Here is a 23,495-nt window from a genome sequence, read left to right on the forward strand (position 1 = left end):
CCCGGTGAGCTGCCGCTTTTCTGTCGCTCACTCGGGTGCCGTGGGCCTCCCGCCGGTCATGCCCAGGCGTGCCTGCTCCTCCTCGACGATCCGGCGCGCCAACTCGGTGTCCGAGACGTCGACCGCGTCCGGGGTGGCTTCGGCCACGGCGCTGCGGCGTGCGTAGGCGTCGAACAGGCGGGTCTTGTCCTCCAGCATCCTCACCATGCGTTCGTCCACTCCCCCGGTGGCGAGGAGGCGGTGCACGCAGACCGGCCTGACCTGGCCCATGCGGTGGGCCCGGGCCACCGCCTGGTGCTCGAGGGTCGGCTTGATCTGGGGTTCGCAGATGATGACGACCGATGCGGCCTGCATGTTGAGGCCGACGCCCGCCGCCTGGATCTGCGCCAGGAGCACCGCGGGGCCCGGGACACCGGCGAAGTCGTCGACGATCTGCTGCCGTCGTCCGGCCGGGACGCCTCCGGTGAGCGGACCGAAGACCGCGGTGCCGTCAGCGGGCCCTGCGTCGAGTGCCTCCTTCACCACGCCCAGGACGTCCTTGAAGTGGGAGAAGACCACCGTCTTCTGCCCGTTCTCACCGGCCTCCTGGACGATCTCCCGGAGTCGGCCCAGCTTGGCCGACTTCCCGGGGCGCGCGTACGCGGCCCTGCGCATCGCCATGAAGTTTCCGGCGCGCACGGCCTCACGGTATGCCTCCTCGTCCGAAGCGCTCAGCTCCTCCCACTCGTCGGTCTGCTGGAGACTCGGCAGTTCCGTCAGCACGTCCTCCTGGTTGCGTCGCAGGTAGACCGGGGCGACGGCCTTGCGGAAGGCGACCGATCCGGCCGGCGCGTCCCCCTCGCCCAGGGATTCCGCGACACCGTGGTCGAGCATCCGGACCAGGTTGCGGAACTCCGCGACCCTGTTCTCCATCGGGGTTCCGGTCATGAAGAGGACGCGCTCGCAGTGCTCCGCCCACAGGGCGACCGCCTGGGACCGCTTGGCCTTCGGATTCTTCACACAGTGCGCCTCGTCGACCACGATCAGTCCGACCTCTCCGCCTCCCGGCATGGGAAACCCCCGCAGCGCGTCGAACGTGGTCACCCCGACCCCGCCCCGCCCCTTCCAGTCGGCGAACGCGTCGTGCCGGTCGGGGCCGTGGAGCACCATGGCGCGCAGTGCGCTGCGGGTCTCGATCTCCCGGGTCCAGTTCACGAGGACGCTCGCCGGGCAGACGACCATGAAGTGGCTCTGTCCCTCGGCGGCCAGATGCGCCAGCACGGCGATCGCCTGGACGGTCTTGCCGAGCCCCATCTCGTCGCCGAGTATCACCTTGCGCTGCGTGAGGGCGAACCGCGCGCCGAACGCCTGGTAACCGCGCAGGGAGACCCGCCGGTGGGAGTCGTCGAGATGCTGGGTCCGCACCCGCTCGGCGATCTCGTCGGGCAGGAACCCCTCGGTGGCGGCCGCGTCGGGCAGCCGTCCGGAGATCTCGGCGAGCAGGCTGTAGTACTCGGCCGAGCGGAGCTCGAAGTCCACCCAGGCCGCGACGTCGGACGAGGGCCCCCGCAGCAGGTCCACCGAAGCCTGGGCGAGCAGTCCGGGCAGGCCCGCCTGCTCCTCCTCGTCCACCAGCGCCCGGATCCCGGTGACCGCGGCCAGCGCGCGAGCCCTCTTCTCCCGGCCCGCCATGAGCATCCGAAGACGCCCGGCGGCGGGCCTGGCATCGGCCAGCAACGGACCGAGCCGCTCCGACAGCGCGGTGGCCCTGTCGACGGCGCGCCGGGCGTCCGGGCCGGCCTCCACCAGTACGTGCAGGGCCCTGACGAGCGCGGTGGTGCCCGGTTCCGGCCGGTCCACGTCGATGTGGACGGCCACGGTCTCGTGCGCGGCCTCGGAAAGCCGGCGGGCGGCGGCGAGCATCCGGTCGACGGTGCGCTGCCCGACACCGGGAATCTGCCGCAACCGGTAGGGGCCCGCTTCGAGCACGCTGCCCACCGTGCGCAGTCCGCTCTTCTCGACGCCGCCCAGCCGGAGCCGCCCTTCGGTGACGTCCTGCAGCCGGGCGACGGGGACGGCGTCGAGTTCCCGCCGCACCGCCGCGTCGTGGATCGGCTCCAGTGCCGCCCGCACCGCCTCGACGGCCCCGCCGTGGTCACCGACCACCGCCTGCGCCGCCTCGTACAGTCGCGCTCCCCTCGCGACCGTGTCCCGCTCGCCCCGCCCCACGCTTCCCGCCCTTCCCTCGCCCTCCCCGCATCCTCCCACCGCCCCCGCCGGGCCCCGTCGGACGTCCGCGGTGCGCTGCGGATCGTCCCGACCCCACGCGTTCTCGGCCCGGGCCCGGGGTGTGCACCGGGTGTGCAAGTGACAGGAGAGCGGACAAACGCGCGGAATGAGCAACCATCCCGAGAGGACCACCCCGAGCGACAGCAGGTTCCCGTCCACGGTCTCGTGGCGTGACCCGTCCCGGGGTGGGGTTCCGGGTGCGGGCCTGCCCCCGATGCGGCCCCGGCGGGAGGGCGACGGCAGCCTCGCTCACGTGGTGGAAACCCTGCTGGACAGCGGCACCGGTGCACGACGCTCCGCCGACCCCCCTCCAGGGCAGCGACGGACAGGTGCGCCGCTGGGTGGAGGAGCAGAGCCGGGCGGTGAACACCGTGTGGGAACGCACCGGCAGCGTCCTGCCGATGACCTTCAACGTCCTGGTCGCCGAGGAACCGCCGCCCGAGGGGCGGCCCGCGGCCGGGCGGAACGCCGAACGGCGTCCGACCGAGTGGATCACCGAGCAGGCGGCGGACATCGCGGGCCGGTTGGAGCAACTGGCCGGCCGGTGCGAACTGCGGGTCGGCATCACCGTGGACCGTACGGCCGTCACCACGGACGAAGCGGGAGAGGACGCACCCGAGGACCGGCCGGACGACCTGTCGCCCGGCATGCGCAGGCTGTTGGCCAAGCAGCGGGAGCACCGGGCCCGTGACGCGGCCGGACAACTCGCCGACGCCCTGCACGCCGAAACCAGGCACCGTCTGCTGTCCGTCGCCGAGGACTACCGCGACCGCGGCCCCACCCATCGCGTCGCGGGCGAGACGGACGTCCTGTGCGCCGCCCTGCTCGTCGGGCAGGAGGACATCGACACCGTCGGCACCGTGCTGGCCGAACTGCGGGCCCGCCGGCCCGCCGTCCGCATCCGCTTCCTGGGCCCCTGGCCCCCGTACTCCTTCATCGACGCCGGCCACCACACCCGGGCGGCAGAAATGGCCCCTTGAGCGGCCGTGAACGAACTGATCATCGCCAGTACTTGGCGTCCTTCGTTCCCGCCAGGCACCATCGTGGCGATGCTGCGTCCACTCACACGTTGAAGCGGAATACCCAGGTCCCGATCCTGACCTGCGGCGGAGCTTCCCTCCAGGCCGCCGACCTGGGATTTCACCGTTTGGCCGCGTTGCCCCCGATGAGCGTTTACGGCCGTACCGCGGACTGTCCGCGGACCGGGCAGCCTCCCGCAAGGGGGCGAGCGCCGAGCCGCCTCCCCCGTGCTGCCCTGACCATTCACACCCACAGAGTTACGACCGCCGGTAGGATCGACACCATGAGCAGTAGCAGAAAGTACTCCATCAGTCTGCCCGAGGACCTTGCCGAGGCCGTACGCGCCCACGTCGGGCCCGGCGGCTTCTCCGCCTACGTCGCCGAAGCCCTGGAACAACGGGTCGCCATGGACAAGCTTCGGGAGATCGTCACCGACTTCGAGACCGACAACGACGAGCTCACCCGCGAGGAGGTCGAGGCCGCCCGCGCGCTGCTGCGCCATGACCACCGACAGGTCGGCGGGGCCGCCGCCTGATGCCCGGCACCCTGCTGCTCGACAGCGAAGGGCTCTCCAAGCTCTACCGCAAGGACCGCACCGTCGTAGCTCTGGTCCAGGCAGCATCAGAGGAAGGCGTCCGCGTAGCCACCAGCGCCATGACCACTCTTGAGGCCGATTACGAGCGGATCCACCCGGCCCGCATCAAGTGGGTCCTCTCCCGCGTCGACGTTCATGACGTCACCAGAGAGGTCACCGACGAAGCCGCCGCCCTTCTGCGCACTCATCATCTCCACGGCCACAAGTACGCCATCGATGCCGCCTTCGCCGTCCTCGCCCGCAACGCGCCCCAGCCAGTCACCGTCCTCACTTCCGACCCCGAGGACCTGACGCTCCTGTGTGGCCCTTCCGCAGAGGTCATCAAGGTCTGAAACACCAGCCACAGTCGCACTGACCTGGAAATACATGGCACCGGGGACAGCAGGTCAATGAGACTGCGCAGGTGAGCCGCCACTACCCCTGCCCTTGCTGCGGGCATCTCGTCCTGGACGAGATGCCCGGCTCGTACGCCATCTGTCCCGTCTGCTTCTGGGAGGACGACGCCATCCAGTTCCGGGGGCCCACCATGGATGACGGGGCGGACAAGGTCTCCCTCATCGAGGCCCAGCACAATCACCAGGACTTCGGTGCCTGCGACCAGCACGGCCGACGGTTCGTCCGACCCCCGGCAGCGGACGAACCGCTCGATCAGGCCTGGCGCCCGATCGACCTCGCGCGGGATTCCTTCGAGGTCCGGGGAACGGAGGACTGGGCCCCGTGGCCGTCGGACCCCTCCGGCCTCTGCCGGCGGCTGCCCACCTTCTGGCGCCGCGACCAGCCGGTGTCATGACCGCCCACATCAAGAGACTCGTCCAGCAGCTCGACGGAGAAGCCGGCGAATCCTACGACGCCCGCGCGGAGCTGATCCGGCTCGGCTCCGACGCCATCCCCGCCATCGTCGACGGGCTCCCCTCCCTCGGCGGCTTCGGGCAGCTGACCGCCATCGAGGTCTTTGAGGAAGTGGGCGATCCCCGTTGCGGCCCTGCCCTCATCAGACTGCTGGACAGCGACGACCCGACCGTCCGGGAATGGGCGGCCATGGCCCTGGCGAGCCTGGAGATCGACGGCGCCGTCGAGCCCCTGCGCCGCGCCCACCACGCATGCCTGCAACGCGCGACCCCGCCCGACCGGACCGAGCCCAGCGGCATCCGCTGGGCCTTGACGGAACTCGGCGCCCGCACCCCGGTCGTCCCGCCGCTCACCGCGCGCCTACGAGCCAGCACCGCGGACGGCGCTCCTGGCCGGCCCTCGGCCCACTTCGCCGAGATCGTCAACGACCTGGCCGACCACGCCCAGGTGATCCTCCACTCCCAGTTCTGGCGGGTGGACGCCGGCCGCACGTACGGCATCTCCGGCACCGCCCTGGACTGGGAACTCGACTGGACCGCGCCCTGGGAGCACCTGGTCGAAGAGTCCCGCACCTGGTCCCTGCTGGAAGCCTCCGAAGCCCCCGCCGGCGACAACGTCTTCGTCGCCCCCACCTGGATCGACCGTACCGACCTGTACCCGGAGAGGTGGCCCATGCCGTCCCAGCACCCCGAGGAGACCGGCTACGGCTACGCGATCGAGCGCTACGTGACGAGGAAGGACTCGGACCACCCGCGCTACCTCGAACTGAACAGCGCGCGCGTCCTGCGGCCGGGGTGGCCGCACGCCGAACGCTTCGCCCGCCACGTGATCGAGGACGCCGCCACGATCACCGACGCCGAACTGGAAGCCCTCCTCAGCTACGAGTGACGCTCGCGCCTCACCGCCGCCTGGCTGATCGGTGTCGGCCGGCGGGCGAGCTTCCGCGAGCACCTCGGCGACCTCCTCCTCGCCAGCGAGGTCTGCCACTCCGGCAGTGCCTGCTGTTTCGCCCTGGCCCGCCTCGGCACCCACGCCGACGCCGAGATCCTCACTGCCTACCTCGACCACTACCTCCCCCGCACCGACCTCCGCACGGGTGGACGCGTCCATGACGTCGAGGAGCGCTGCGAGACGCGCCGAGGGTCGTTCATGCCGACTCCGACCGAGAACTCAGTAGTGATAGCGGGCCGCGAGGATCACGATCCCCTTGTCCGTGACCAGATAGACCAGGCGATGCTCGTCGTCGATCCGCCGCGACCAAGCACCTGGCAAGTGGTACTTGAGCGGCTCGGGCTTACCGATTCCGGTGAAGGGGTCGCGTTTGACGTCCTCGATGAGCTTGTTGATCCGAGCGAGCATCTTGCGGTCGTTCTTGAGCCAGGACGTGTAGTCCTCCCAGCCCTGATCTTCGAAGACGAGCCTCACTCAGCACCCTCACCGGCCGCATCCGGCGAGTCGGGGTCGATCAGCTCGCGCTCTGCCACATTGATGTCGGCCAGGGCGTTCTCGTACGCCTTGAGCAACCGGCGGGCGTTCGCCGGCGAGCGCAGCAGGTACGAGCCCTCACGCAACGCCGCATAGTCCTCGGCCGAGACGAGCACGGCATTGCCGTGCTTGGAAACGATCTCGATGGCCTCGTGGTTGTCGTTGACCTTCTTGATCAGCGGAAAGAGAGCCTTGCGGGCTTCGCTCGCAGTTATGGACATGACCTCACCCTTTCCGGCAGTGGTACCGAATAACGTACCACTCTCACTGCTCATGGCCAGAGCAGACGCCCGGCGAAGGAGCAGACATCCCAGCACCGCCCCGGCACGGGTAACAACAAGGGGCCGGCCCCGAAGAGACCGGCCCCTTGCCACCTACGGGCTCGACGAAGCCCTTAGCTGACAGTGGGCAATCAATCACACGTTGAAGCGGAATGTCCGCCGTCCGACCCTGACCTGCGGCGGAGCCGCAATCGAGCCCCTGACCAGGCATTTCACCGTTTGGTTGCGGTGGCCTTCGACGAACTTCTACGAGTGCCCTGCGGACTGTCTGCGGACCGCCGGGCACCCCACAGAGGTGGGGCAGCCTCCATGGCCCGGCATGTTCGGAATCACCTTCTCCGCGAGCTCGATGAGCGCCTCAACCTCCGTCGAGTCGGCCTCGACCTCCTCCGGCGTCACGGCTGGAGCTTCCGAAGACCGGTACTTGACTTCGTTACGCCGGGCTCGCATGCGAGGGAAAGGACGCAGTATGTACCCGAGCTGCGGGTCGAACTGCGCTCACACGGCCTCGTAGACGACGGACGGCAAGGATGACGATCCCCTTTCCGCCCGCCACTGGTCACCCCACGCGGACTGAACGCGGCCCGGCATTCCACACCCCGGCTCCGCGAACGGCGCCGTTCCGTCAGCAGCAGCGTCCGCCCTCACGCGGGTCGCTGTCCCGGCGGTCGGTCCGGTCGTGCTCGAACTCCCGGCGGCTCAGGACCCGCTGGCCGGACGCCCGGGCCCGCTCGACGTAACGGTCGTATGCGTGCTCGCCGTTGAGTTCACCCAGGTACCAGCGGAGCCACGCCGCACCGCGGCGGGCGCGCGCGAGGGCACCGCCCCGTGCCGTGGCGGACGCGACGGCGCCGGGGGCGGTCACCGGGAGCCCGCCGGGGTGCGCACGGCGTCGGCGGTCTCCGCTTCGGGCCGGCCCGGAATCCGGGACTCCACGTACTCGGACTCCGCGAGCGGCAGTGATCCGCCGTTGCGGATCGCCTTGACGGCGGTCCGGGCGCAGGCGAGCACCACGACGATGGTCAGGACCGCGAACACCACCGACAGCGTGCCGGTGACCGTCGAGTTGGTGACGACGGTCGCCATGTCGTCCAGGGACTTGGCCGGGGCCAGGACGGTGCCCTGGTCGAGCGCGTCCTGGTACTTGGCGCGCTGCGCGAAGAAGCCGATCGCCGGGTCGTCGGAGAACACCTTCTGCCAGGAGGCGGTCATGGTGATCGCGAGCGCCCAGGCCAGCGGAACCCCGGTCACCCAGGCCCACTTGAGGCGACCCGACTTGATCAGCAGGGTGGTGGAGATGGCCAGGGCGATGGAGGCGAGCAGCTGGTTGGCGGTGCCGAAGAGCGGGAAGAGCTGGTTGATGCCGCCGAGCGGATCGGTGACACCGACCCAGAGGAAATAACCCCAGGCGAGGACGACCACGGCCGACGTGATCCAGATGCCGGGCCGCCAGTCCTTGTCCCGGAACCGCGGTGCGACGTTGCCGAGCGTGTCCTGGAGCATGAAGCGGCCCACGCGGGTGCCGGCGTCCACCGCGGTGAGGATGAACAGCGCCTCGAACATGATCGCGAAGTGGTACCAGAACGACATCATGCCGGTGCTGCCGAAAGCATCCGCGAGGATCACCGCGATACCGACCGCGAGCGTCGGCGCGCCGCCGGTACGGGAGACGAGCGACTCCTCACCGACCGAGTCCGCCATCTGCTGCAGGTACTCGGGGGTGATGTGGAAGCCGAAGCCGGCGACCGCGTCGGACGCGGACTGCAAGGTGTCGCCGAGGACTCCCGCCGGGGCGTTCATCGCGTAGTACAGGCCCGGGTCGAGAATGCACGCGGCCACCAGAGCCATGATCGCGACGAAGGACTCCATCAGCATCGAGCCGTAGCCGATGAGGGGGACGTGCGACTCCTTCTCGATCATCTTCGGGGTGGTGCCCGAGGAGATCAGCGCGTGGAAGCCGGAGAGGGCGCCACACGCGATGGTGATGAAGGCGAAGGGGAAGAGCCCGCCGGCGAAGACCGGCCCGTTGCCCTCGCGGGCGAAGCTGGAGACAGGGTCGACCGCGAGCTCCGGCATCGCGAACAGGACACCGAGCGCGAGCAGCACGATCACTCCGACCTTCATGAAGGTGGAGAGGTAGTCCCGCGGTGCGAGCAGCAGCCACACGGGCAGGACGGAAGCCACGAAGCCGTAGGCCACCAGGCAGAACGCCAGCGCGGTGGGCGACAGGACGAAGACGTCGGCGAACGAGGACTCCGAGACCCAGTTGCCGCCGAGGATCGCCGCGATCAGCAGGACGAACCCGATCACGCTGACCTCGGTGACCCTGCCCGGCCGCAGATAGCGCAGGTAGCAGCCCATGAACAGGGCGATCGGAATGGTCATCGCGATCGAGAAGGTGCCCCACGCGGACTCGGCGAGTGCGTTGACCACGATCATCGCGAGCACGGCCAGAATGATGATCATGATGGCGAAGACCGAGATCAGGGCCGCGATGCCACCGACGCGACCGATCTCGTCGCGGGCCATCTGCCCGAGCGACTTGCCGTTGCGGCGCATCGAGAAGAACAGGACCACCATGTCCTGGACCGCGCCCGCGAAGATCACACCGACGATGATCCAGATGGTGCCGGGAAGATAGCCCATCTGCGCGGCGAGCACGGGACCGACCAGGGGGCCGGCGCCCGCGATGGCCGCGAAGTGGTGGCCGAAGAGGACGCGCTTGTCCGTCGGGTGATAGTCGACGCCGTCGTTGAACCGCTCGGCGGGGGTGGCGCGCCGGTCGTCGACCTTGAGGACCTTGCGCGCGATGAACCGCGCGTAGAAGCGCTGGGCGATCAGGTACGAGCCGATCGCGGCGGCCACGATCCAGATCGCGGAAACCTTCTCACCACGGGAGAGCGCGAGCACGGACCAGCCCGTTGCGCCGAGCGCGGCGACGGCCGCCCAGATCGCCACTTGGGCGGGGTTGAATCTGCGCACTGTTACGTTCCCTGCTTCTCTCGTAGCCGGTCGGCGGGTTGGTGTCAGGGCAGCGTCCGGCCACGGGTGGAGCCGACGTCGGTCGGACAACACGCGGCCTGCCGAACGGCACGACTGTCGGCATCGGACGCGACACCCAGCCGTATCGCCGCCCACCATCGCGGAATGATGCATTCCGCAACGGAGAACTTAAGCGCGAGTAGTTGCGACGTCAATAATGTACTTGTATCTCACATCTTTCTCCGGCGCGTACCGGACCGCTGTCCGTCCGCCCAGGCGGAGACGAACGGCCCGGCATCAGCCGCCGGCGAGGGCTACGAGCTTGACGAAGACCAGGCCCGGGTCGGCCGTGAGGTCCACGGTCTCGTCGAGGCTCTCCACCTGGCGGTCACCGGCCAGCACGAAGAACCCGTTGACCAGGAAGGCGTGCTCGGCGATCTCCGCCTGGCGCTCCCAGTCGATGCGGCGGGGCTCGCGGAGGCGGTAGCCGTTCAGTTCCGTCTCGGCGTCGTCGGGGCGGACGAGTCCGTCGAAGCGATCGGTCGGGCGGGCGTTGTGCCGGGCGACCTCCTCGCGGACCCGGAGCCTGATCAGCTCCCGTACGGTCATCCGTTCCGGCAGTCCGGCGACCTGCCACTCGGTGACCGGCCTGCCCGCCGCGGTCTCGTCCCGGAACGTCACGGTGGCCATCAGGCGCCTCGCTCGATCTGCCTGCGGATGGACTCGTCGGTGATCGCGGTGTCGGCGGCGAGAAGGAACGCCTTGCTGAGGATCAGCGAGAGGCGGTCGTCCTCGAACGGCAGGAACACCGTGCCGCCTCCCTTGGGGCGTGACGGAACGATGCACAGATAGGCGTCGTCCGGTTCCATGAGGATGTTGGACGAACCGATATGGATCCGGTACGTACGCAGGTCTCCGCGGACGACGAGGAAGCGGCCGTCGAGTGAGCACCGGTCGGCGATCTTCAGGCGCGACAGGATCCGCTCCAGGGCGTCGCGGCGCGCCTCGGCGCTTTCCGTCAGCTCGGCGAAAGAGGCCTGCTCCCAATAGGCGCGCTCGGGGCCCCGGTCGCTCCAGTCGGGATCGGCCGCGATCGAGGTCACGCCCACGAAAAGGTCCACGTCGCGCATCGCCTCGCTGAACACCATCGCCGGCACGTCGGCGAGCGGCGCCTCCCGCCATGCGCCGTCCGTGCGGCGGGAGAAGCGCACCTGATCGGTCGCGGCCAACTCGTGGTCGTGCGTTCCGTCCGCCAGGGAGTGGAAGAAGCGGACCTGCCACTGCCCCGCCGCCAGGGTCCGCACGGCCTCGTCCTCGCTGCCGCCGTCCCAGGGGCCCAGCAGGTCGCTCGACCACCCACGAGACCTGAACAGGGCGAACATCCTGCGGTAGTGGACGAGGTGCGCGGCGAAGCGGTTGGAGTAGACACGGGTCTCCTCCTCGGCCGGGGTGAGGAGGTAGATCTCGCGGAACGCCTGCTTGAACGGCTGCCGGATCCGCCGCTCGATGAGCAGGTCCCGCCAGACCCGCACGGCGTCGGGCTCGGAACGGACCGGGTGCCAGAGCCGTACCGAGGCGTCGTCGGGCGCGACGGGGAGATCCCCGGCCTCGGGGAGCACAGCTCGCCATTCACCGGGGGCGACCTCGATCTCCCAGATCAGTCGCCGTACGACGGACCGCGCGAGCGGATGCCCGGCCAGCTCGGTGCGCCACCACCCGTACGGGTGGACGGCTTCGACAGTGAAACCACCCTCCAACGCACGTGCAAGAGTGGAGAGTTGGACGGCCACTCGCTTGACCAGGTCCCGCAGCTCCTTCACCAGGCCGCCGTGGTCGCGGCGTACGGCGGCCGGGACACCGCGCAGCGGGCGGCCGTCCTTGTGCCAGGTCAGTTCGGCGGTCTCGGCGACCGTGACGACCGCAGTGCAGTCGCCCGCCTCCCTGCGCAGCACACCGTCGGCTTCGAACCCCGACATCGGGAGCCGCAGCGCCACTTCGGCCCGTTCGGCCAGGGCCGCCTCGAGTTTCTTGAGCATCTTGTCGAGCTGCTTGGGCACTCCGGCGTGCCGTACGGCCGTACGCACGGTACGGATCGCGGTCACCAGTTCCGGAGTGGGGAAGTCCTGCCCGGCGCGAACCAGTTCGTACAGCAGCGCCTGCGACGGCAGGGTCCTGGCAGCCGTCGGGGCGAGGGCGATCCGGGGCAGCAACCGGTCGAGCAGCTCCGGCAGCCACGGCTCGTCACGCAGCAGCGCCACCCGCGCGGCGTGCCCGAGCACGACGACCTCCCGGGCCGTGAAGGCCTTGTCCGCCCGGTACGGGATCTCGCCCGCGTGGATCGCGTCGGCGCGGTCCACCGCCGCCGTGAGGGCACGGTGGGCGAACGCGGCGTAGGCCGGTATGCCGGCGATCCGCCGCCACAGGTCCGGGAGCGGCGGCGGCGCGTTGAACGAACCGGCGCGCTCGGTCTCGGCCAGCAGCGCCCGGTCGACCGGGTCGACGTCGAGGCCGGCGAGCACCACGATCTCGTCCACGGCGATGGGGCCCTGGTCCCGGCAGAGGCGCTCCGCGGCACGGCGCAGCACCTTGTCACCGGCGAGCCCCGCCACCGCGAGCAGTGCGTACGGCTGGCGCATGTCACCTTTCTGCACACCGAAGTCGACCAGTGTGCGGGCGAGGTCGGCGAGGTCGGGCAAGGGGCCCGTGCAGCGCACCACGGCGGACGCTCCGAACGCGAGGTCCGCCCCCAGGCGCTCCTTCAGCTGCGCGACGAGCGCCTCGAACATCCGGCGGCACGCCTCGGTCGTGTAGCGCGGCTGCCGCTCCCGGCCCTCGCCCCTGACGGCGGAGCCGATCACCCTGGCCGAGTGGCCGGCGGAGAGGCTCACGGTGTAGGCCGCCGGGAGCAGAGCGCCGAGCTCCTGGTCGGAGATCCGCGGCACATCGCGGTACCTGATGTCGCATGCGCAGTCCGGATCGGTCATCACGTGCAGCAGCTGAGTGGCGAAGTCCATCAGACGCTCCTCCGTACCGGGCACAGGGGCGTCACGCCGGCGGTCGCGGTGCGGGGGTCGGGTGGAAACGGCATGACGCGATCATGGCAGGCCGGACTGACAATCCGATCCGGCGCCTCATGGGCAGCAGTGCCCCTCGGACAGCGGGTCCGGCCGGTGCCGACAACGCCCGACCGCGGGCCGGACGGGCACCGCCATCCTGGCGAAGGAGATCGCCCTCGTCGTCCGCGGCGTCGACCACCGGGCGATCGATCTCGACACGGTCGACCTCGTCCTGATCCTGCCGGCGCTCTGCCTCCCCTGGCGCCCGGTCCGCACGGTCGAGGCGGTTCGTTCGAGGGGGCCTTCCCAGCACCGTCCCAGCACGGGATCCGCAACGGAGTACGAGAAGACTCGGCATCGCCGACGCTGCACAACAGCGCCGACAAGGAGACGAGGTCCGTGGGACTTCTCCGCAACGTCTGCGGCCTGATCCCGCTCACCGACTCCCGTGCTTCGCCTGCCATCCGCCACTCACAGCGGCCAAGCGGTCAGCAGATCGCCGGGGCCGTAGGCGGCATCGAGCCCCGGACAGTCGACTCCGCTGCGGGAGACCGCCACGACGGGAACAGGGGCGTCGGTGAGGGCGGCCCGGTGTCGATGGAGGGCTGCCAGGTCGTGCCGGTCGAAGGGCGACTGCTCCAGCCACTTGACGGAGCCGACGAAGAGCAGCTCCTCGGCGATGGGGGCGCGGTCCGCCCCGACGATGTCGATCTCGACGTCGTTGGTACGGGTCCAGTAGCCGCCCACTGCGGGGGCCGCGGGGAGCTGGTCGTCGGGCAGTATCCGGGCGAGCGCCTCGCGGATGAGCGGCTCGATCGCCCGGCCGCGCCAGCTGGTCCAATTCTCCCGGACCCGCGCCAAGCTCAGATCGCCCCGTCCCCGCTCGATCTCCTCCATTCGGCAAGCGCGAGCACCGCCTCGCAGCCGGCCCGCGCCGCGGCGGCACGCAGCAGCGCGGCGCGCTCGGCGTCCGCACCCTTGAGGCGGCTCCAGGACAGTCCGCGCTGGGTGTACTCGTGGTCGAGCAGGTAGACCAGCCGGTTCGGCGGAGGCAGTTCCCGGCCTCCCCAGCGCGGGAGGGCCGGCTCGGCAAAGTGTTCGGTCAGGCAAACCGCGAGGTCGGCGACCGGGCCGACGTCCCCGGACGCGTCCTCGTCCTCGTCCTCGGCTTCGGCGAGCAGATTGAAGGTGAGGGTCACCCGATAGCCCGACTTCACCGGCTTGACCTCGTGCCGGCAGTCGGCGTAGAAGGCGACGAAGGTCAGCCGCTCCTTCGACGCCTGGTAGACCCTGCTCTCACCGCTGTGCTCCACCACCAGTTCGCCGCCGGTGTGCGCCGAAGGCAGCGACACCACCAGCGTGCCCACCATCGCGTCGTCCTTCTCGGAGTCCTGGTGGGGAAGGAAGAACTGGCCCTTGCCGTAGACGAGGAGCGCGTGCGGCTCGGCCCGCAGCCGGGTCTTCGCCGGCAGCCCGAGCTCGTCACGGAAGTACTCCAGGGCGGCGTCCAGCATCGGCACCCACCCTGTCCCGCCCAGCTCGAACCGGTTTGGAGTGATCTCCCAGGTGTCGCGGACACCGGGGTCGCTCAACGCCTCCTCACCGCGCCCGAACTTCGCCGACCGCGCCACCTCGATCAGCTTCTTCGTACGCGGCGCGCGCAGCGGAAGCGCCACCGGCCCAACGCCCTCCACGTCCAGCCGGAACGCGTCGGCCGGCGCGTTCATCCGGGCGGCGAACGAGCCGCCCGGGTCCGAGCCACCAAGCAGTCGCGCCAGCCGCTCCCGTGCCGAGATCGCCATGCCCCGTCCCCTTTTCACGTCCATGCCCGGCTTCGTGCCACCGGGGACACTCCGGCTTCCCTGACGATCGTCGTGACGGCGGGCACCGCTCCCGCGCGAACGACCGACCGTCGGCACCGTGCTGGTCCTGCTCGATGGCGTGTCTGCGGCTGCTCCCCCTTGAAGCTCGGACCAGGCACATCAGCAATGGCTTTCCGTTACCACCGCATGTGAGACAGGGCCGTTAAATTGACACACCCAGACCCGGCGGTCGAGCGGAAGAGGCTCAGGGGGTCATCCCCCCCACCCCTTCGAAACCCGCCCCACATCGACGCCATATAGGGGTATGGTGTTGGTATGGCTACCAAGAAGGTGACGATCACCCTCGATGAATCCTTGGTCGCGGCCCTGGCGGGCGCCGCCGAGGAAGAAGGCATCCCGCTGTCCCGGCTCGTCGCCGGAGCAGCTGAGCGAGAGTTGCGGCTGCGAGCCGGACGGGCCGTGGTCCAGGAGTGGCAAGCGGAGCACGGAGGCTTCACCCCCGAAGAGCTCGCCGCCGCCCGCTCCGAGATGGCCGACGCCGACGCCGAGTACCTCAGCAGCTCGAGGGCCTCGGCCGCGTGAACATCCCCTACTTGTACGACGCCGGTGCGCTCATCGCCATCGACAACGGTGACCGGCACATGTGGGCCCGCCACCATCTGGCTCTGGAGGACGGCCGGGACATCCACGTCCCCTCTGTCGTCGTGAGCCAAGCGTGGCGGGACGCCCGGCGCCAGGTCCGGCTCGGCAAGTTCCTCGCCGGATGCGATGTCGCGCCCGTGGGTCTGGAGACCGCCAAGGCTGCGGGCATCCTGTGCGGCAAGGCAGGCACTGCCGACGTCGTCGACGCCACCGTCGTCGTCATGGCCGCCACCCTCGGCGCCATCATCTGGACCTCCGACCCGGACGACATCCGCACCCTCATCGACGCCCAGGACATCAAGCCCGCCCCCGTCATCCGCACCGTCTGACCTCCCGTGATCCCCGGCCGACACCCGGCCGGAGGGCCAGCACCAAGTCAGCACACGACCCGGAAACGACCCAAATCCGCAGGAGAAAACAGGAAGGGGCCAGACCCGAAGACCTGGCCCCTGACCTGGGGTTCCCTACCCCGACCAGCCGCTTCCGGCGATCAAGGAATCAGGCGCTACACGTTGAAGCGGAACTCCACCACGTCGCCGTCCTGCATCACGTAGTCCTTGCCCTCCATGCGGGCCCTGCCCTTGGCGCGGGCCTCGGTGACCGAGCCGGTTTCGACGAGGTCGGTGAAGGAGATGACCTCCGCCTTGATGAAGCCCTTCTGGAAGTCGGTGTGGATGACTCCGGCGGCCTCGGGGGCGGTGGCGCCGCGCTTGATGGTCCAGGCGCGGGATTCCTTCGGGCCGGCCGTGAGGTACGTCTGCAGGCCGAGGGTGTTGAAGCCGACGCGGGCGAGGGTGGCGAGGCCGGGCTCCTCGGCGCCCACCGACTCCAGCAGCTCCATCGCGTCCTCCTCGTCCAGCTCGGCGAGGTCCGCCTCCAGCTTGGCGTTGAGGAAGATCGCCTCGGCGGGGGCGACCAGGGCGCGCTGCTCGTTCTTGAAGTCCTCGTCGGTCAGCTCGTCCTCGTCGACGTTGAAGACGTAGAGGAAGGGCTTGGTGGTGAGCAGGTGCAGGTCGTGCAGGAGCTCGTCACGCTCGCTGCCCTGGAGGATGCCGTGCGCGAAGAGCGTGTCGCCCTTCTCCAGGATCTCCTTGGCCTCCTCGACCGCCTTGACCTTGGGCGCGATGTCCTTCTTGATCCGCGACTCCTTCTGCAGGCGCGGCAGGACCTTCTCGATGGTCTGCAGGTCGGCGAGGATCAGCTCGGTGTTGATCGTCTCGATGTCGTCCTTCGGCGAGACCTTGCCGTCGACGTGGACGACGTTCTCGTCCTTGAAGGCGCGGATGACCTGGCAGATCGCGTCGGACTCGCGGATGTTCGCCAGGAACTTGTTGCCGAGCCCCTCGCCCTCGCTGGCGCCGCGCACGATGCCCGCGATGTCGACGAAGTCGACCGTCGCCGGGAGGATCCGCTGGGAGCCGAAGATCTCCGCGAGCTTCGTCAGGCGGGCGTCAGGGACGCCGACCACGCCGACGTTCGGCTCGATGGTGGCGAACGGGTAGTTGGCCGCCAGCACGTCGTTCTTGGTCAGGGCGTTGAACAGGGTCGACTTGCCGACATTCGGCAGGCCGACGATTCCGATCGTGAGCGACACGTTGCGACTTCCCGTACGTGAGGTTGGGGGACGAGGGCCCGCCGACTGTGCTGCGTGGGCCGATCCACCAGTCTACGGCGTGCCCGCCCCCGCCCCGGCGATCCGTCGAACGTCTGGACGGTCTTCGCTTCCCGGCGTGTCTGACGGGCTATTCGGCACATAAACAGACCTAAGTTGGTCCAGTGGAGCAACACAGGACGCGACCCGCCCGGTACGGACCGCGACGCGACAGGCCGCCCCGGCCGCCGCTGCCCCCTCAGGCGGGGCGGGCACCCGGGGGCGGGGTCGCACGGTCCGCCCGGCCCGCCGCCCGCCCGGTACCGGGCCGGCCGGCCCAGGCGCGGCGGCCCGCTCCCCCTGCCGCCCGGCACCTGCCGAACCCCCGGCTCACCGGACTGGGCGGAGGCCTGTTCTGCGGGTTCGTGATGCTGACGCTCGGATTCCTCGTCGCGCTGCTGTTCGGGCCGGTCCAGACCGTGTACGGCGTTCTGTTCCTGCCGGTGTGCGTGCTGACGGCGCTGTGGGTGCGCGAGGAGGACCTGCTCACCGCGCCCGTGATCGTCCCGATCGCCTTCGCCCTGGGGCTGCTTCCCCTGGTCGACGACGGCGGGAGCGGCGGCTGGCTGATGGGCATGGTGACCGGCCTCGCCACCCAGGCCGGCTGGCTGTACGGGGGCACCCTCGTCGCCGGTGCGATCGTGCTCGGCCGGAGGATGCGCATGATCCGCGTGATCAACCGCCGGGCCGCCGCCGCCCGGAGCCGGCTCCGGGCCTGAGCGGCTCCCGGGCCCGGAGCCGGCTCCGGGCCTGGTCCGTCGGGGCCGTCGGGCGTCGCGTCACACGCCCGTGGCCGCCCTCATCGCCGCCCCGACGATGCCCGCGTTGTTCTGCAGCTGCGCCGGGACGATCTCGGCCTTGATGCCGTGGATGTGGTGCAGGAACTTGTCGGACTTGCGGCTGACGCCGCCGCCGATGACGAAAAGCTCCGGCGAGAACAGCATCTCCACATGGGCCAGGTACTTCTGCACCCGGCGCGCCCAGTGCTCCCACGTCAGGTTGTGGTCCTCCTTGGCCTTGCTGGAGGCCCGCTTCTCCGCCTCGTGGCCGTTCAGCTCCAGATGGCCGAGCTCCGTGTTGGGGACGAGGAGGCCGTCCACGAACACGGCGCTGCCGATCCCCGTGCCGAAGGTCAGCAGGACGACCGTGCCCCGGCGGCCCCGGCCGGCGCCGAAGTGCACCTCGGCGATGCCCGCCGCGTCCGCGTCGTTGACCACCGTCACCGGCATGCCGCCGAGGCGGTCGCCGAGCAGCATGCGCGCGTCGGTGTCGATCCAGCTCTTGTCGACGTTGGCCGCCGAACGGACCGTGGTGCCGTCGGTGACCACACCGGGGAAGGTGACCCCGACCGGCCCGGACCAGCCGAAGTGGTCGACGACCTGCTTGACGCCGTCGGCCACCGCGTCCGGCGTCGACGGCTGCGGGGTGAGGACCTTGTGGCGCTCCTGCGCGAGGTCCCCCTTGTCCAGGTCGACCGGGGCACCCTTGATCCCGGAACCACCGATGTCCACACCGAAGATCTGCATGAACCTACGGTATGCCGGACGGCGGACGGTCACCGAACCGGATACCGCCGCCCTCCGGAACCCTCCGGAACCTTCACGGGGTCACCCCGCGGAGTTCGCCCCCGGCCCGTCCGACCCGGTGCCGCCGCGCTCCGCCACCAGCGCCGCCGCCTCCTCGCGCAGGTCGCGGCGCAGCTCCTTCGGCAGCGAGAAGAGGATGGACTCCTCGGCGGCCTTGACGATCTCGACGTCCTCGAAGCCGCGCTGCGCGAGCCATTCCAGGACCTGCTCGACCAGCACCTCCGGCACCGAGGCGCCCGAGGTCAGGCCGACCGTGGAGACGCCCTCCAGCCAGGCCTCGTCGATCTCGTCGGCGAAGTCCACCAGGTACGCCGCGCGGGCGCCGGCGAGCTTGGCGACCTCGACCAGCCGCTTGGAGTTGGAGGAGTTGCGCGAGCCGACCACGATCACCAGGTCCGCCTCGGCGCCCATCTGCTTGACCGCGAGCTGGCGGTTCTGCGTGGCGTAGCAGATGTCGTCGCTGGGCGGGGAGATCAGCTGGGGGAACTTGTCCTTGAGCGCGTCGACGGTCTCCATGGTCTCGTCGACGGAGAGCGTGGTCTGGGAGAGCCAGACGACCTTCGACGGGTCGCGGACCTCGACCTTGGCGACGTCCTCGGGGCCGTCGACGAGCTGGATGTGGTCGGGCGCCTCGCCGGAGGTGCCGATGACCTCCTCGTGGCCCTCGTGCCCGATCAGGAGGATGTCGTAGTCCTCCTTGGCGAACCGGACCGCCTCCTTGTGCACCTTGGTGACCAGCGGGCAGGTCGCGTCGATGGTGGCGAGCCGACCGCGCTCGGCCTCCTCGTGGACGACGGGGGCCACACCGTGCGCGGAGAACATGACGATGTTGCCCGGGGGGACCTCCTCCGTCTGCTCGACGAAGACGGCGCCCTTCTTCTCCAGGGTCTGCACGACGTACTTGTTGTGCACGATCTCGTGCCGGACGTAGACGGGGGCCCCGTACTGCTCGAGGGCCTTCTCGACGGCGATCACGGCGCGGTCCACGCCCGCGCAGTAGCCCCGGGGGGCGGCGAGCAGGACACGGCGGCCAGGCGAAGCGGTCATGCGTCCCATCGTAAGGGCCACGTCCGGCGGGCCGGTGATCGCGTCCGGGAAGCGGTGCGGGCGGTGGGCTGAAGAGCCTGCGTCGCCGGCGGGTGGGAGGGTCTGCGTTGTCGGTGGCGCGCACTACTCTCGCGGCATGGCTCTCAACACGTCTGCGGAAGCGCCCATCCCGGTCGGTGAGGTGTCGCGGCTCATCGGGGGGTGGATCGACCGGCTCGGCGCGGTGTGGGTGGAGGGGCAGATCACCCAGCTGTCGCGGCGCCCGGGCGCCGGGGTGGTGTTCCTGACGCTGCGGGACGCCTCGCACGACATCTCCGTCGGCGTCACCTGCTACCGGCAGGTGTTCGACGCCGTCGCCGACGTCGTGAGCGAGGGCGCGCGCGTCGTGGTGCACTGCAAGCCCGAGTGGTACGCCCCGCGCGGGCAGTTGTCGCTGCGGGCGGCCGAGATCAGGCCGGTCGGGGTCGGGGAACTGCTCGCCCGGCTGGAGCAGCTGAAGAAGTCCCTCGCACGGGAGGGTCTTTTCGCGCCGGAGCTGAAGAAGCCGCTGCCGTTCCTGCCGCGGCTGATCGGGCTGGTCTGCGGACGCGCCTCGGCCGCCGAGCGGGACGTGCTGGAGAACGCCCGGCGTCGCTGGCCCGCCGTCCGCTTCGAGGTGCGCAACGTCGCCGTGCAGGGGGTGCACGCGGTACCGCAGGTCGTCCAGGCCGTGAAGGAGCTGGACGCGGTCGACGAGGTGGACGTGATCGTCGTCGCGCGGGGCGGGGGCAGCGTGGAGGACCTGCTGCCGTTCTCCGACGAGCAGTTGGTGCGGGCGGTGGCGGCCTGTCGCACGCCGGTCGTCTCCGCGATCGGGCACGAGCCGGACAGCCCGCTCCTGGACCATGTCGCCGACGTGCGGGCCTCCACCCCGACGGACGCCGCCAAGAAGGTCGTCCCGGACGTGGGTGAGGAGTACGAGCGGGTGCGGCTGCTGCGCGACCGCGCGCGGCGCTGCGTCCAGGCGTTCGTCGACCGGGAGGAGCGGGGACTGGCCCATGCCCTGGCCCGGCCGTCGATCGAGGATCCGCACCGGATGGTCGACGCGCGGGCCGAGGAGGTCACGGCACTGCTCGACCGGGCCCGGCGCTCTCTGCGGCACCAGCTGGACCGGACCGCCTCCGAGCTGACGCACACGCACGCACGCGTGGTGGCCCTGTCCCCCGCCGCGACGCTCCGGCGCGGGTACGCCGTGCTGCAGCGGGCCGACGGGCACGCGGTGCGCGACCCGGGCGAGGTGGAGTCCGGCGAGGTGTTGCGGGCACGGGTGTCCGAGGGTGAGTTCACAGTCCGAGTCGATGCGTAGGGTGGGCGGATGACCAGCAAGAAGGACCAGTCGACGGCAGCCTCGGCCGAGGCCGGGGCGCTCGGTTACGAGCAGGCGCGGGACGAGTTGATCGAGGTCGTGCGCCGCCTGGAGACGGGCGGTACGACGCTGGAGGAGTCGCTCGCGCTCTGGGAGCGGGGCGAGGAGCTGGCCAAGGTGTGCCGGCGTCGACTGGACGGGGCGCGGGCCCGACTGGACGCGGCGCTCGCGGAGGAGGCCGAGGGAGAGGGCTCCGGGGACTCCGGGGGCTCCGGGCGGGAAGGCACCGGCTGACCGCGGCCGTGAAGCGGGTCACCGGGTCCACGCTTAATTGAAAGTTGAACTTCATTGGCGTAACGTCGTTCCCGTCAGCCGATACGTGGCACCCCCACGGACTCGGCTCACGAATCCGACGTATATCCCGAGAAGGTTCCCTCATGTCTCTCGTTCTTGACCCCGCCGCCCAGGACCTGCTGTTCCGCGAGGCGCGCACCGCCAACACGTTCACCGACGAGCCGGTGACCGACGAGCAGATTCAGGCGATCTACGACCTGGTCAAGTACGGCCCGACCTCCATGAACCAGTCGCCGCTGCGCGTCACCCTGGTCCGCTCCCCCGAGGCCCGCGAGCGCCTCGTCCAGCACATGGCCGAGGGCAACGCGACCAAGACGGCCGCCGCCCCGCTGGTCGCCATCCTTTCCGCGGACAACGAGTTCCACGAGGAGCTGCCGCAGCTCTTCCCGCACTTCCCCGGGGCCAAGGACATGTTCGCCGGCGACCGCTCGATGCGGGAGGGCCAGGCCTCCCTGAACGCCGCCCTGCAGGCCGCGTACTTCATCGTCGGCGTCCGCGCCGCGGGTCTGGCCGCCGGACCGATGACCGGCTGCGACTTCGAGGGCATCCGCAAGGAGTTCCTCGACGACGACCACACCCCGCTGATGGTCGTCAACATCGGCCGTCCCGGCGAGAACGCCTGGTTCCCGCGCAGCCCGCGCCTGGAGTACGACGCGGTCGTCACCACCGTCTGACCGCGCCTCGCGGCATACGGCAGGACCCCCCGACACGACGTGTCGGGGGGTCCTGCCGTATGCCTTGCCGTCGCGAACCGGTCAGTCGGCGGATTCGGTGCGCAGGGCCTCGGCCATCCGCGTCAGCTGGCCGAAGGAGGCCGTGCCCGTCACCACCGTGGTCGAGCCCTCGGGGCCCTCGTGCACCAGCGCGTCGTAGTCATCGCCCTCGTACCGGGTCCAGGTCCTGCCGTCGATCTGCTGGGTGGTGCCGGTCTTCTCCGCGCCCTGGGTCGCGTCCTCGATGAAGACCACCGGCTTCTCGGTGGACTGCTCGACCGCCACGTACTGCCCGTCGGGGGCCCGGTAGCCGAGGTGCCAGGACTCGAAGTCCTCCCTCCGGAAGCGGACGGAGGTGGGCTTCCACTCCTCGGGCAGCCCCTCGGGCGCGGCCACCGCGTAGGAGGCGGCGCGGCGTGCGGTCGACAGGTCGACCCGGTAGTCCACCCGCTTGAGATCGGGCTCCGACTCGTCGTGCGGGCTGAACAGCCAGATCACTCCCGCGGCGAGCAAGATGAGGCCCAGGGAGAGAACCATGTCCCGGGCCGATTTCTGCGTGCTGTTCGTTCCTGCCACGCCCCTATCGTCGCAGGTGCCCGTCGCGCTCATCCGTGGGGTCCCCTGCTCATTTTGTCATCCCGGCGATAGAGTCGACCCCACACCCTCATCCGGCCGTCGTCGTACAGAAAGGTGCGCTCCGATGACCGAGCACCATCAATTGCCGTCCGAGCTCGATGTGCCCTCCGAAGCTCCCGACCGCAACCTCGCCCTGGAGCTCGTCCGGGTCACCGAGGCAGCGGCGATGGCCGCGGGGCGCTGGGTCGGGCGGGGCGACAAGAACGGCGCCGACGGCGCCGCGGTACGTGCCATGCGCACCCTCGTCTCCACCGTCTCGATGAACGGTGTCGTCGTCATCGGCGAGGGCGAGAAGGACGAGGCCCCGATGCTCTTCAACGGGGAGCGCGTGGGCGACGGGACGGGACCCGAGTGCGACATCGCCGTCGACCCGATCGACGGCACCACGCTGACCGCGAAGGGCATGACCAACGCGATCGCCGTGCTCGCCGCCGCCGAACGCGGCTCGATGTTCGACCCGTCCGCGGTGTTCTACATGGACAAGCTGGTCACCGGACCCGAGGCGGCCGACTTCGTCGACATCGACGCGCCGGTGTCCGTGAACATCCGCCGGGTCGCCAAGGCGAAGCGGGTCACGCCCGAGGACGTCACCGTGGTGATCCTCGACCGGCCGCGGCACGACGGCATCATCAAGGAGATCCGGGAGACCGGGGCGCGCATCAAGCTGATCTCCGACGGCGACGTGGCCGGCTCGATCCTCGCCCTGCGCGAGGGCACCGGCATCGACCTGCTGCTCGGCATCGGCGGCACCCCCGAGGGCATCATCTCGGCCTGTGCCGTGAAGTGCCTCGGCGGCACCCTCCAGGGCAAGCTGTGGCCGCAGGACGACGCGGAGCGGCAGCGCGCGATCGACGCGGGGCACGACCTCGACCGGGTGCTGACCGACGCCGACCTGGTCACCGGGGAGAACGTCTTCTTCGTGGCCACCGGCATCACCGACGGCGAACTGCTGCGCGGGGTGCGCTACCGCCCCGAGACCGCCACGACCGACTCCATCGTGATGCGCTCCAAGTCCGGCACGGTCCGCCGGATCGACTCCGAGCACCGGCTGAGCAAGCTGCGCGCCTACAGCGCGGTGGATTTCGACCGGGCGAGGTAGCTCCGCGGGGTTCGCCAGGGATTGTGCCGGGGGGCCCACGGGTGTGCGGTCCGTGGATCCCCC

Annotated in this window: 23 protein-coding genes and 2 pseudogenes; 12 read left to right on the forward strand and 13 right to left on the reverse strand. The window is 70.3% G+C overall.

All coding sequences use genetic code 11. The annotated features are described in order from the left end of the window. Positions 1 to 27 precede the first annotated feature (27 nt). Complete coding sequence (locus tag JL475_RS06935) at positions 28 to 2,208, reverse strand: DEAD/DEAH box helicase (protein WP_202276457.1); 2,181 nt, start codon at positions 2,206 to 2,208, stop codon at positions 28 to 30. Between the two features lie 344 nt (positions 2,209 to 2,552). On the opposite strand from JL475_RS06935, the gene JL475_RS06940 reads away from it, so the two are divergent. From JL475_RS06940 to JL475_RS41680, 5 genes and pseudogenes are all read left to right on the forward strand, one after another. Beyond that, the gene (locus JL475_RS06940; RefSeq protein ID WP_307824989.1) at positions 2,553 to 3,248 is read left to right on the forward strand and encodes a GvpL/GvpF family gas vesicle protein; all 696 of its coding nucleotides are present in this window, start codon (positions 2,553 to 2,555) and stop codon (positions 3,246 to 3,248) included. 323 nt (positions 3,249 to 3,571) lie between these two features. Further along, a complete protein-coding gene (locus JL475_RS06945) occupies positions 3,572 to 3,823 on the forward strand; it encodes a hypothetical protein (RefSeq protein ID WP_202276459.1) in 252 nt (83 codons plus the stop codon). Beyond that, entirely contained in the window at positions 3,823 to 4,215 is a 393-nt protein-coding gene (locus tag JL475_RS06950; RefSeq protein ID WP_202276460.1) for a DNA-binding protein, read from the forward strand. The genes JL475_RS06945 and JL475_RS06950 overlap by 1 nt, the downstream gene beginning before the upstream one ends. 71 nt (positions 4,216 to 4,286) lie before the next feature. Continuing rightward, positions 4,287 to 4,673: a CPCC family cysteine-rich protein gene (locus JL475_RS06955; protein ID WP_202276461.1), complete on the forward strand. Its 387-nt coding sequence runs from the start codon at positions 4,287 to 4,289 to the stop codon at positions 4,671 to 4,673. Beyond that, positions 4,670 to 5,764 (forward strand): annotated as a pseudogene (locus JL475_RS41680) (DUF6000 family protein); the annotation flags it as partial. The gene JL475_RS06955 and the pseudogene JL475_RS41680, both read left to right, overlap by 4 nt. A gap of 138 nt (positions 5,765 to 5,902) precedes the next feature. On the opposite strand, the gene JL475_RS06965 reads toward JL475_RS41680, so the two are convergent. From JL475_RS06965 to JL475_RS07000, 8 genes and pseudogenes are all read right to left on the reverse strand, one after another. Next, positions 5,903 to 6,157, reverse strand: coding sequence for a Txe/YoeB family addiction module toxin (locus JL475_RS06965; protein WP_099931086.1), 255 nt, complete (start codon positions 6,155 to 6,157; stop codon positions 5,903 to 5,905). Further along, positions 6,154 to 6,438, reverse strand: a complete 285-nt coding sequence (locus JL475_RS06970) for a type II toxin-antitoxin system Phd/YefM family antitoxin (protein ID WP_202276462.1) — start codon at positions 6,436 to 6,438, stop codon at positions 6,154 to 6,156. The genes JL475_RS06965 and JL475_RS06970 overlap by 4 nt, the downstream gene beginning before the upstream one ends. A 685-nt stretch (positions 6,439 to 7,123) precedes the next feature. After that, entirely contained in the window at positions 7,124 to 7,363 is a 240-nt protein-coding gene (locus tag JL475_RS06975) for a YbdD/YjiX family protein (RefSeq protein ID WP_202276463.1), read from the reverse strand. Beyond that, positions 7,360 to 9,480 (reverse strand): carbon starvation CstA family protein, encoded by a 2,121-nt coding sequence (locus tag JL475_RS06980; RefSeq protein WP_307824990.1) that lies wholly within the window; start codon positions 9,478 to 9,480, stop codon positions 7,360 to 7,362. The genes JL475_RS06975 and JL475_RS06980 overlap by 4 nt, the downstream gene beginning before the upstream one ends. 297 nt (positions 9,481 to 9,777) lie before the next feature. Further along, complete coding sequence (locus JL475_RS06985) at positions 9,778 to 10,170, reverse strand: hypothetical protein (protein WP_202276470.1); 393 nt, start codon at positions 10,168 to 10,170, stop codon at positions 9,778 to 9,780. After that, on the reverse strand, positions 10,170 to 12,494 hold the full coding sequence (locus JL475_RS06990) for a DUF4132 domain-containing protein (RefSeq protein ID WP_202276471.1): 2,325 nt from the start codon (positions 12,492 to 12,494) through the stop codon (positions 10,170 to 10,172). The genes JL475_RS06985 and JL475_RS06990 overlap by 1 nt, the downstream gene beginning before the upstream one ends. A 513-nt stretch (positions 12,495 to 13,007) precedes the next feature. After that, positions 13,008 to 13,433: pseudogene (locus JL475_RS06995) on the reverse strand (DUF234 domain-containing protein); the annotation flags it as partial. Next, positions 13,400 to 14,362, reverse strand: a complete 963-nt coding sequence (locus JL475_RS07000; protein ID WP_307824991.1) for a 2OG-Fe(II) oxygenase — start codon at positions 14,360 to 14,362, stop codon at positions 13,400 to 13,402. The gene JL475_RS07000 and the pseudogene JL475_RS06995, both read right to left, overlap by 34 nt. 312 nt (positions 14,363 to 14,674) lie before the next feature. Between JL475_RS07000 and JL475_RS07005 the strand changes: the two genes are divergently transcribed. Together JL475_RS07005 and JL475_RS07010 are read left to right on the forward strand one after the other, a co-directional pair. Continuing rightward, positions 14,675 to 14,941, forward strand: coding sequence for a hypothetical protein (locus JL475_RS07005; protein ID WP_109376801.1), 267 nt, complete (start codon positions 14,675 to 14,677; stop codon positions 14,939 to 14,941). After that, a complete protein-coding gene (locus JL475_RS07010; protein WP_065002042.1) occupies positions 14,938 to 15,330 on the forward strand; it encodes a twitching motility protein PilT in 393 nt (130 codons plus the stop codon). The genes JL475_RS07005 and JL475_RS07010 overlap by 4 nt, the downstream gene beginning before the upstream one ends. A 176-nt stretch (positions 15,331 to 15,506) precedes the next feature. Here the strand turns inward: JL475_RS07010 and ychF are convergent, their stop codons facing one another. Continuing rightward, the gene (gene ychF / locus JL475_RS07015; protein ID WP_202276473.1) at positions 15,507 to 16,595 is read right to left on the reverse strand and encodes a redox-regulated ATPase YchF; all 1,089 of its coding nucleotides are present in this window, start codon (positions 16,593 to 16,595) and stop codon (positions 15,507 to 15,509) included. 182 nt (positions 16,596 to 16,777) lie between these two features. Here ychF and JL475_RS07020 point away from each other — a divergent pair, with 182 nt between their 5' ends. Further along, entirely contained in the window at positions 16,778 to 17,371 is a 594-nt protein-coding gene (locus JL475_RS07020) for a DUF6542 domain-containing protein (protein ID WP_202276474.1), read from the forward strand. A 60-nt stretch (positions 17,372 to 17,431) separates the two neighbouring features. Here the strand turns inward: JL475_RS07020 and ppgK are convergent, their stop codons facing one another. Together ppgK and JL475_RS07030 are read right to left on the reverse strand one after the other, a co-directional pair. Then, on the reverse strand, positions 17,432 to 18,178 hold the full coding sequence (gene ppgK / locus JL475_RS07025) for a polyphosphate--glucose phosphotransferase (RefSeq protein ID WP_202276476.1): 747 nt from the start codon (positions 18,176 to 18,178) through the stop codon (positions 17,432 to 17,434). Positions 18,179 to 18,259: 81 nt separating this feature from the next. Then, positions 18,260 to 19,294 (reverse strand): 4-hydroxy-3-methylbut-2-enyl diphosphate reductase, encoded by a 1,035-nt coding sequence (locus JL475_RS07030; RefSeq protein ID WP_202276478.1) that lies wholly within the window; start codon positions 19,292 to 19,294, stop codon positions 18,260 to 18,262. A 127-nt stretch (positions 19,295 to 19,421) separates the two neighbouring features. On the opposite strand from JL475_RS07030, the gene xseA reads away from it, so the two are divergent. The 3 genes from xseA to JL475_RS07045 all read left to right on the forward strand — a co-directional run bounded on the left by xseA (position 19,422) and on the right by JL475_RS07045 (position 21,658). After that, positions 19,422 to 20,630 carry an exodeoxyribonuclease VII large subunit gene (gene xseA / locus JL475_RS07035; protein ID WP_202276480.1) on the forward strand — a complete coding sequence of 403 codons (1,209 nt, stop codon included), beginning with the start codon at positions 19,422 to 19,424 and terminating at the stop codon, positions 20,628 to 20,630. A gap of 9 nt (positions 20,631 to 20,639) precedes the next feature. Next, positions 20,640 to 20,924 (forward strand): exodeoxyribonuclease VII small subunit, encoded by a 285-nt coding sequence (locus JL475_RS07040; protein ID WP_202276482.1) that lies wholly within the window; start codon positions 20,640 to 20,642, stop codon positions 20,922 to 20,924. 143 nt (positions 20,925 to 21,067) lie between these two features. Then, positions 21,068 to 21,658, forward strand: coding sequence for a malonic semialdehyde reductase (locus tag JL475_RS07045; protein WP_202276484.1), 591 nt, complete (start codon positions 21,068 to 21,070; stop codon positions 21,656 to 21,658). 81 nt (positions 21,659 to 21,739) lie between these two features. On the opposite strand, the gene JL475_RS07050 is transcribed toward JL475_RS07045, so the two are convergent. After that, on the reverse strand, positions 21,740 to 22,273 hold the full coding sequence (locus JL475_RS07050; RefSeq protein WP_202276486.1) for a DUF4245 domain-containing protein: 534 nt from the start codon (positions 22,271 to 22,273) through the stop codon (positions 21,740 to 21,742). Positions 22,274 to 22,397: 124 nt separating this feature from the next. Here JL475_RS07050 and glpX point away from each other — a divergent pair, with 124 nt between their 5' ends. Then, positions 22,398 to 23,432, forward strand: a complete 1,035-nt coding sequence (glpX, locus tag JL475_RS07055) for a class II fructose-bisphosphatase (RefSeq protein ID WP_202276488.1) — start codon at positions 22,398 to 22,400, stop codon at positions 23,430 to 23,432. Positions 23,433 to 23,495: the final 63 nt, after the last annotated feature.

This window comes from Streptomyces sp. M2CJ-2 (assembly GCF_016757295.1).
Taxonomy (GTDB): domain Bacteria; phylum Actinomycetota; class Actinomycetes; order Streptomycetales; family Streptomycetaceae; genus Streptomyces.

Coding starts and splice junctions, on each gene's coding strand:
- JL475_RS06950 (WP_202276460.1), top strand. CDS start 3,823: ATGCCCGGCACCCTGCTGCTCGACAGCGAAGGGCTCTCCAAGCTCTAC.
- JL475_RS07045 (WP_202276484.1), top strand. CDS start 21,068: ATGTCTCTCGTTCTTGACCCCGCCGCCCAGGACCTGCTGTTCCGCGAG.
- JL475_RS06970 (WP_202276462.1), bottom strand. CDS start 6,438: ATGTCCATAACTGCGAGCGAAGCCCGCAAGGCTCTCTTTCCGCTGATC.
- JL475_RS07040 (WP_202276482.1), top strand. CDS start 20,640: ATGACCAGCAAGAAGGACCAGTCGACGGCAGCCTCGGCCGAGGCCGGG.
- JL475_RS06990 (WP_202276471.1), bottom strand. CDS start 12,494: ATGGACTTCGCCACTCAGCTGCTGCACGTGATGACCGATCCGGACTGC.
- xseA (WP_202276480.1), top strand. CDS start 19,422: ATGGCTCTCAACACGTCTGCGGAAGCGCCCATCCCGGTCGGTGAGGTG.
- ppgK (WP_202276476.1), bottom strand. CDS start 18,178: ATGCAGATCTTCGGTGTGGACATCGGTGGTTCCGGGATCAAGGGTGCC.
- JL475_RS07000 (WP_307824991.1), bottom strand. CDS start 14,362: ATGGACGTGAAAAGGGGACGGGGCATGGCGATCTCGGCACGGGAGCGG.
- JL475_RS07005 (WP_109376801.1), top strand. CDS start 14,675: ATGGCTACCAAGAAGGTGACGATCACCCTCGATGAATCCTTGGTCGCG.
- glpX (WP_202276488.1), top strand. CDS start 22,398: ATGACCGAGCACCATCAATTGCCGTCCGAGCTCGATGTGCCCTCCGAA.
- JL475_RS06945 (WP_202276459.1), top strand. CDS start 3,572: ATGAGCAGTAGCAGAAAGTACTCCATCAGTCTGCCCGAGGACCTTGCC.
- JL475_RS06985 (WP_202276470.1), bottom strand. CDS start 10,170: ATGGCCACCGTGACGTTCCGGGACGAGACCGCGGCGGGCAGGCCGGTC.
- JL475_RS07030 (WP_202276478.1), bottom strand. CDS start 19,294: ATGGGACGCATGACCGCTTCGCCTGGCCGCCGTGTCCTGCTCGCCGCC.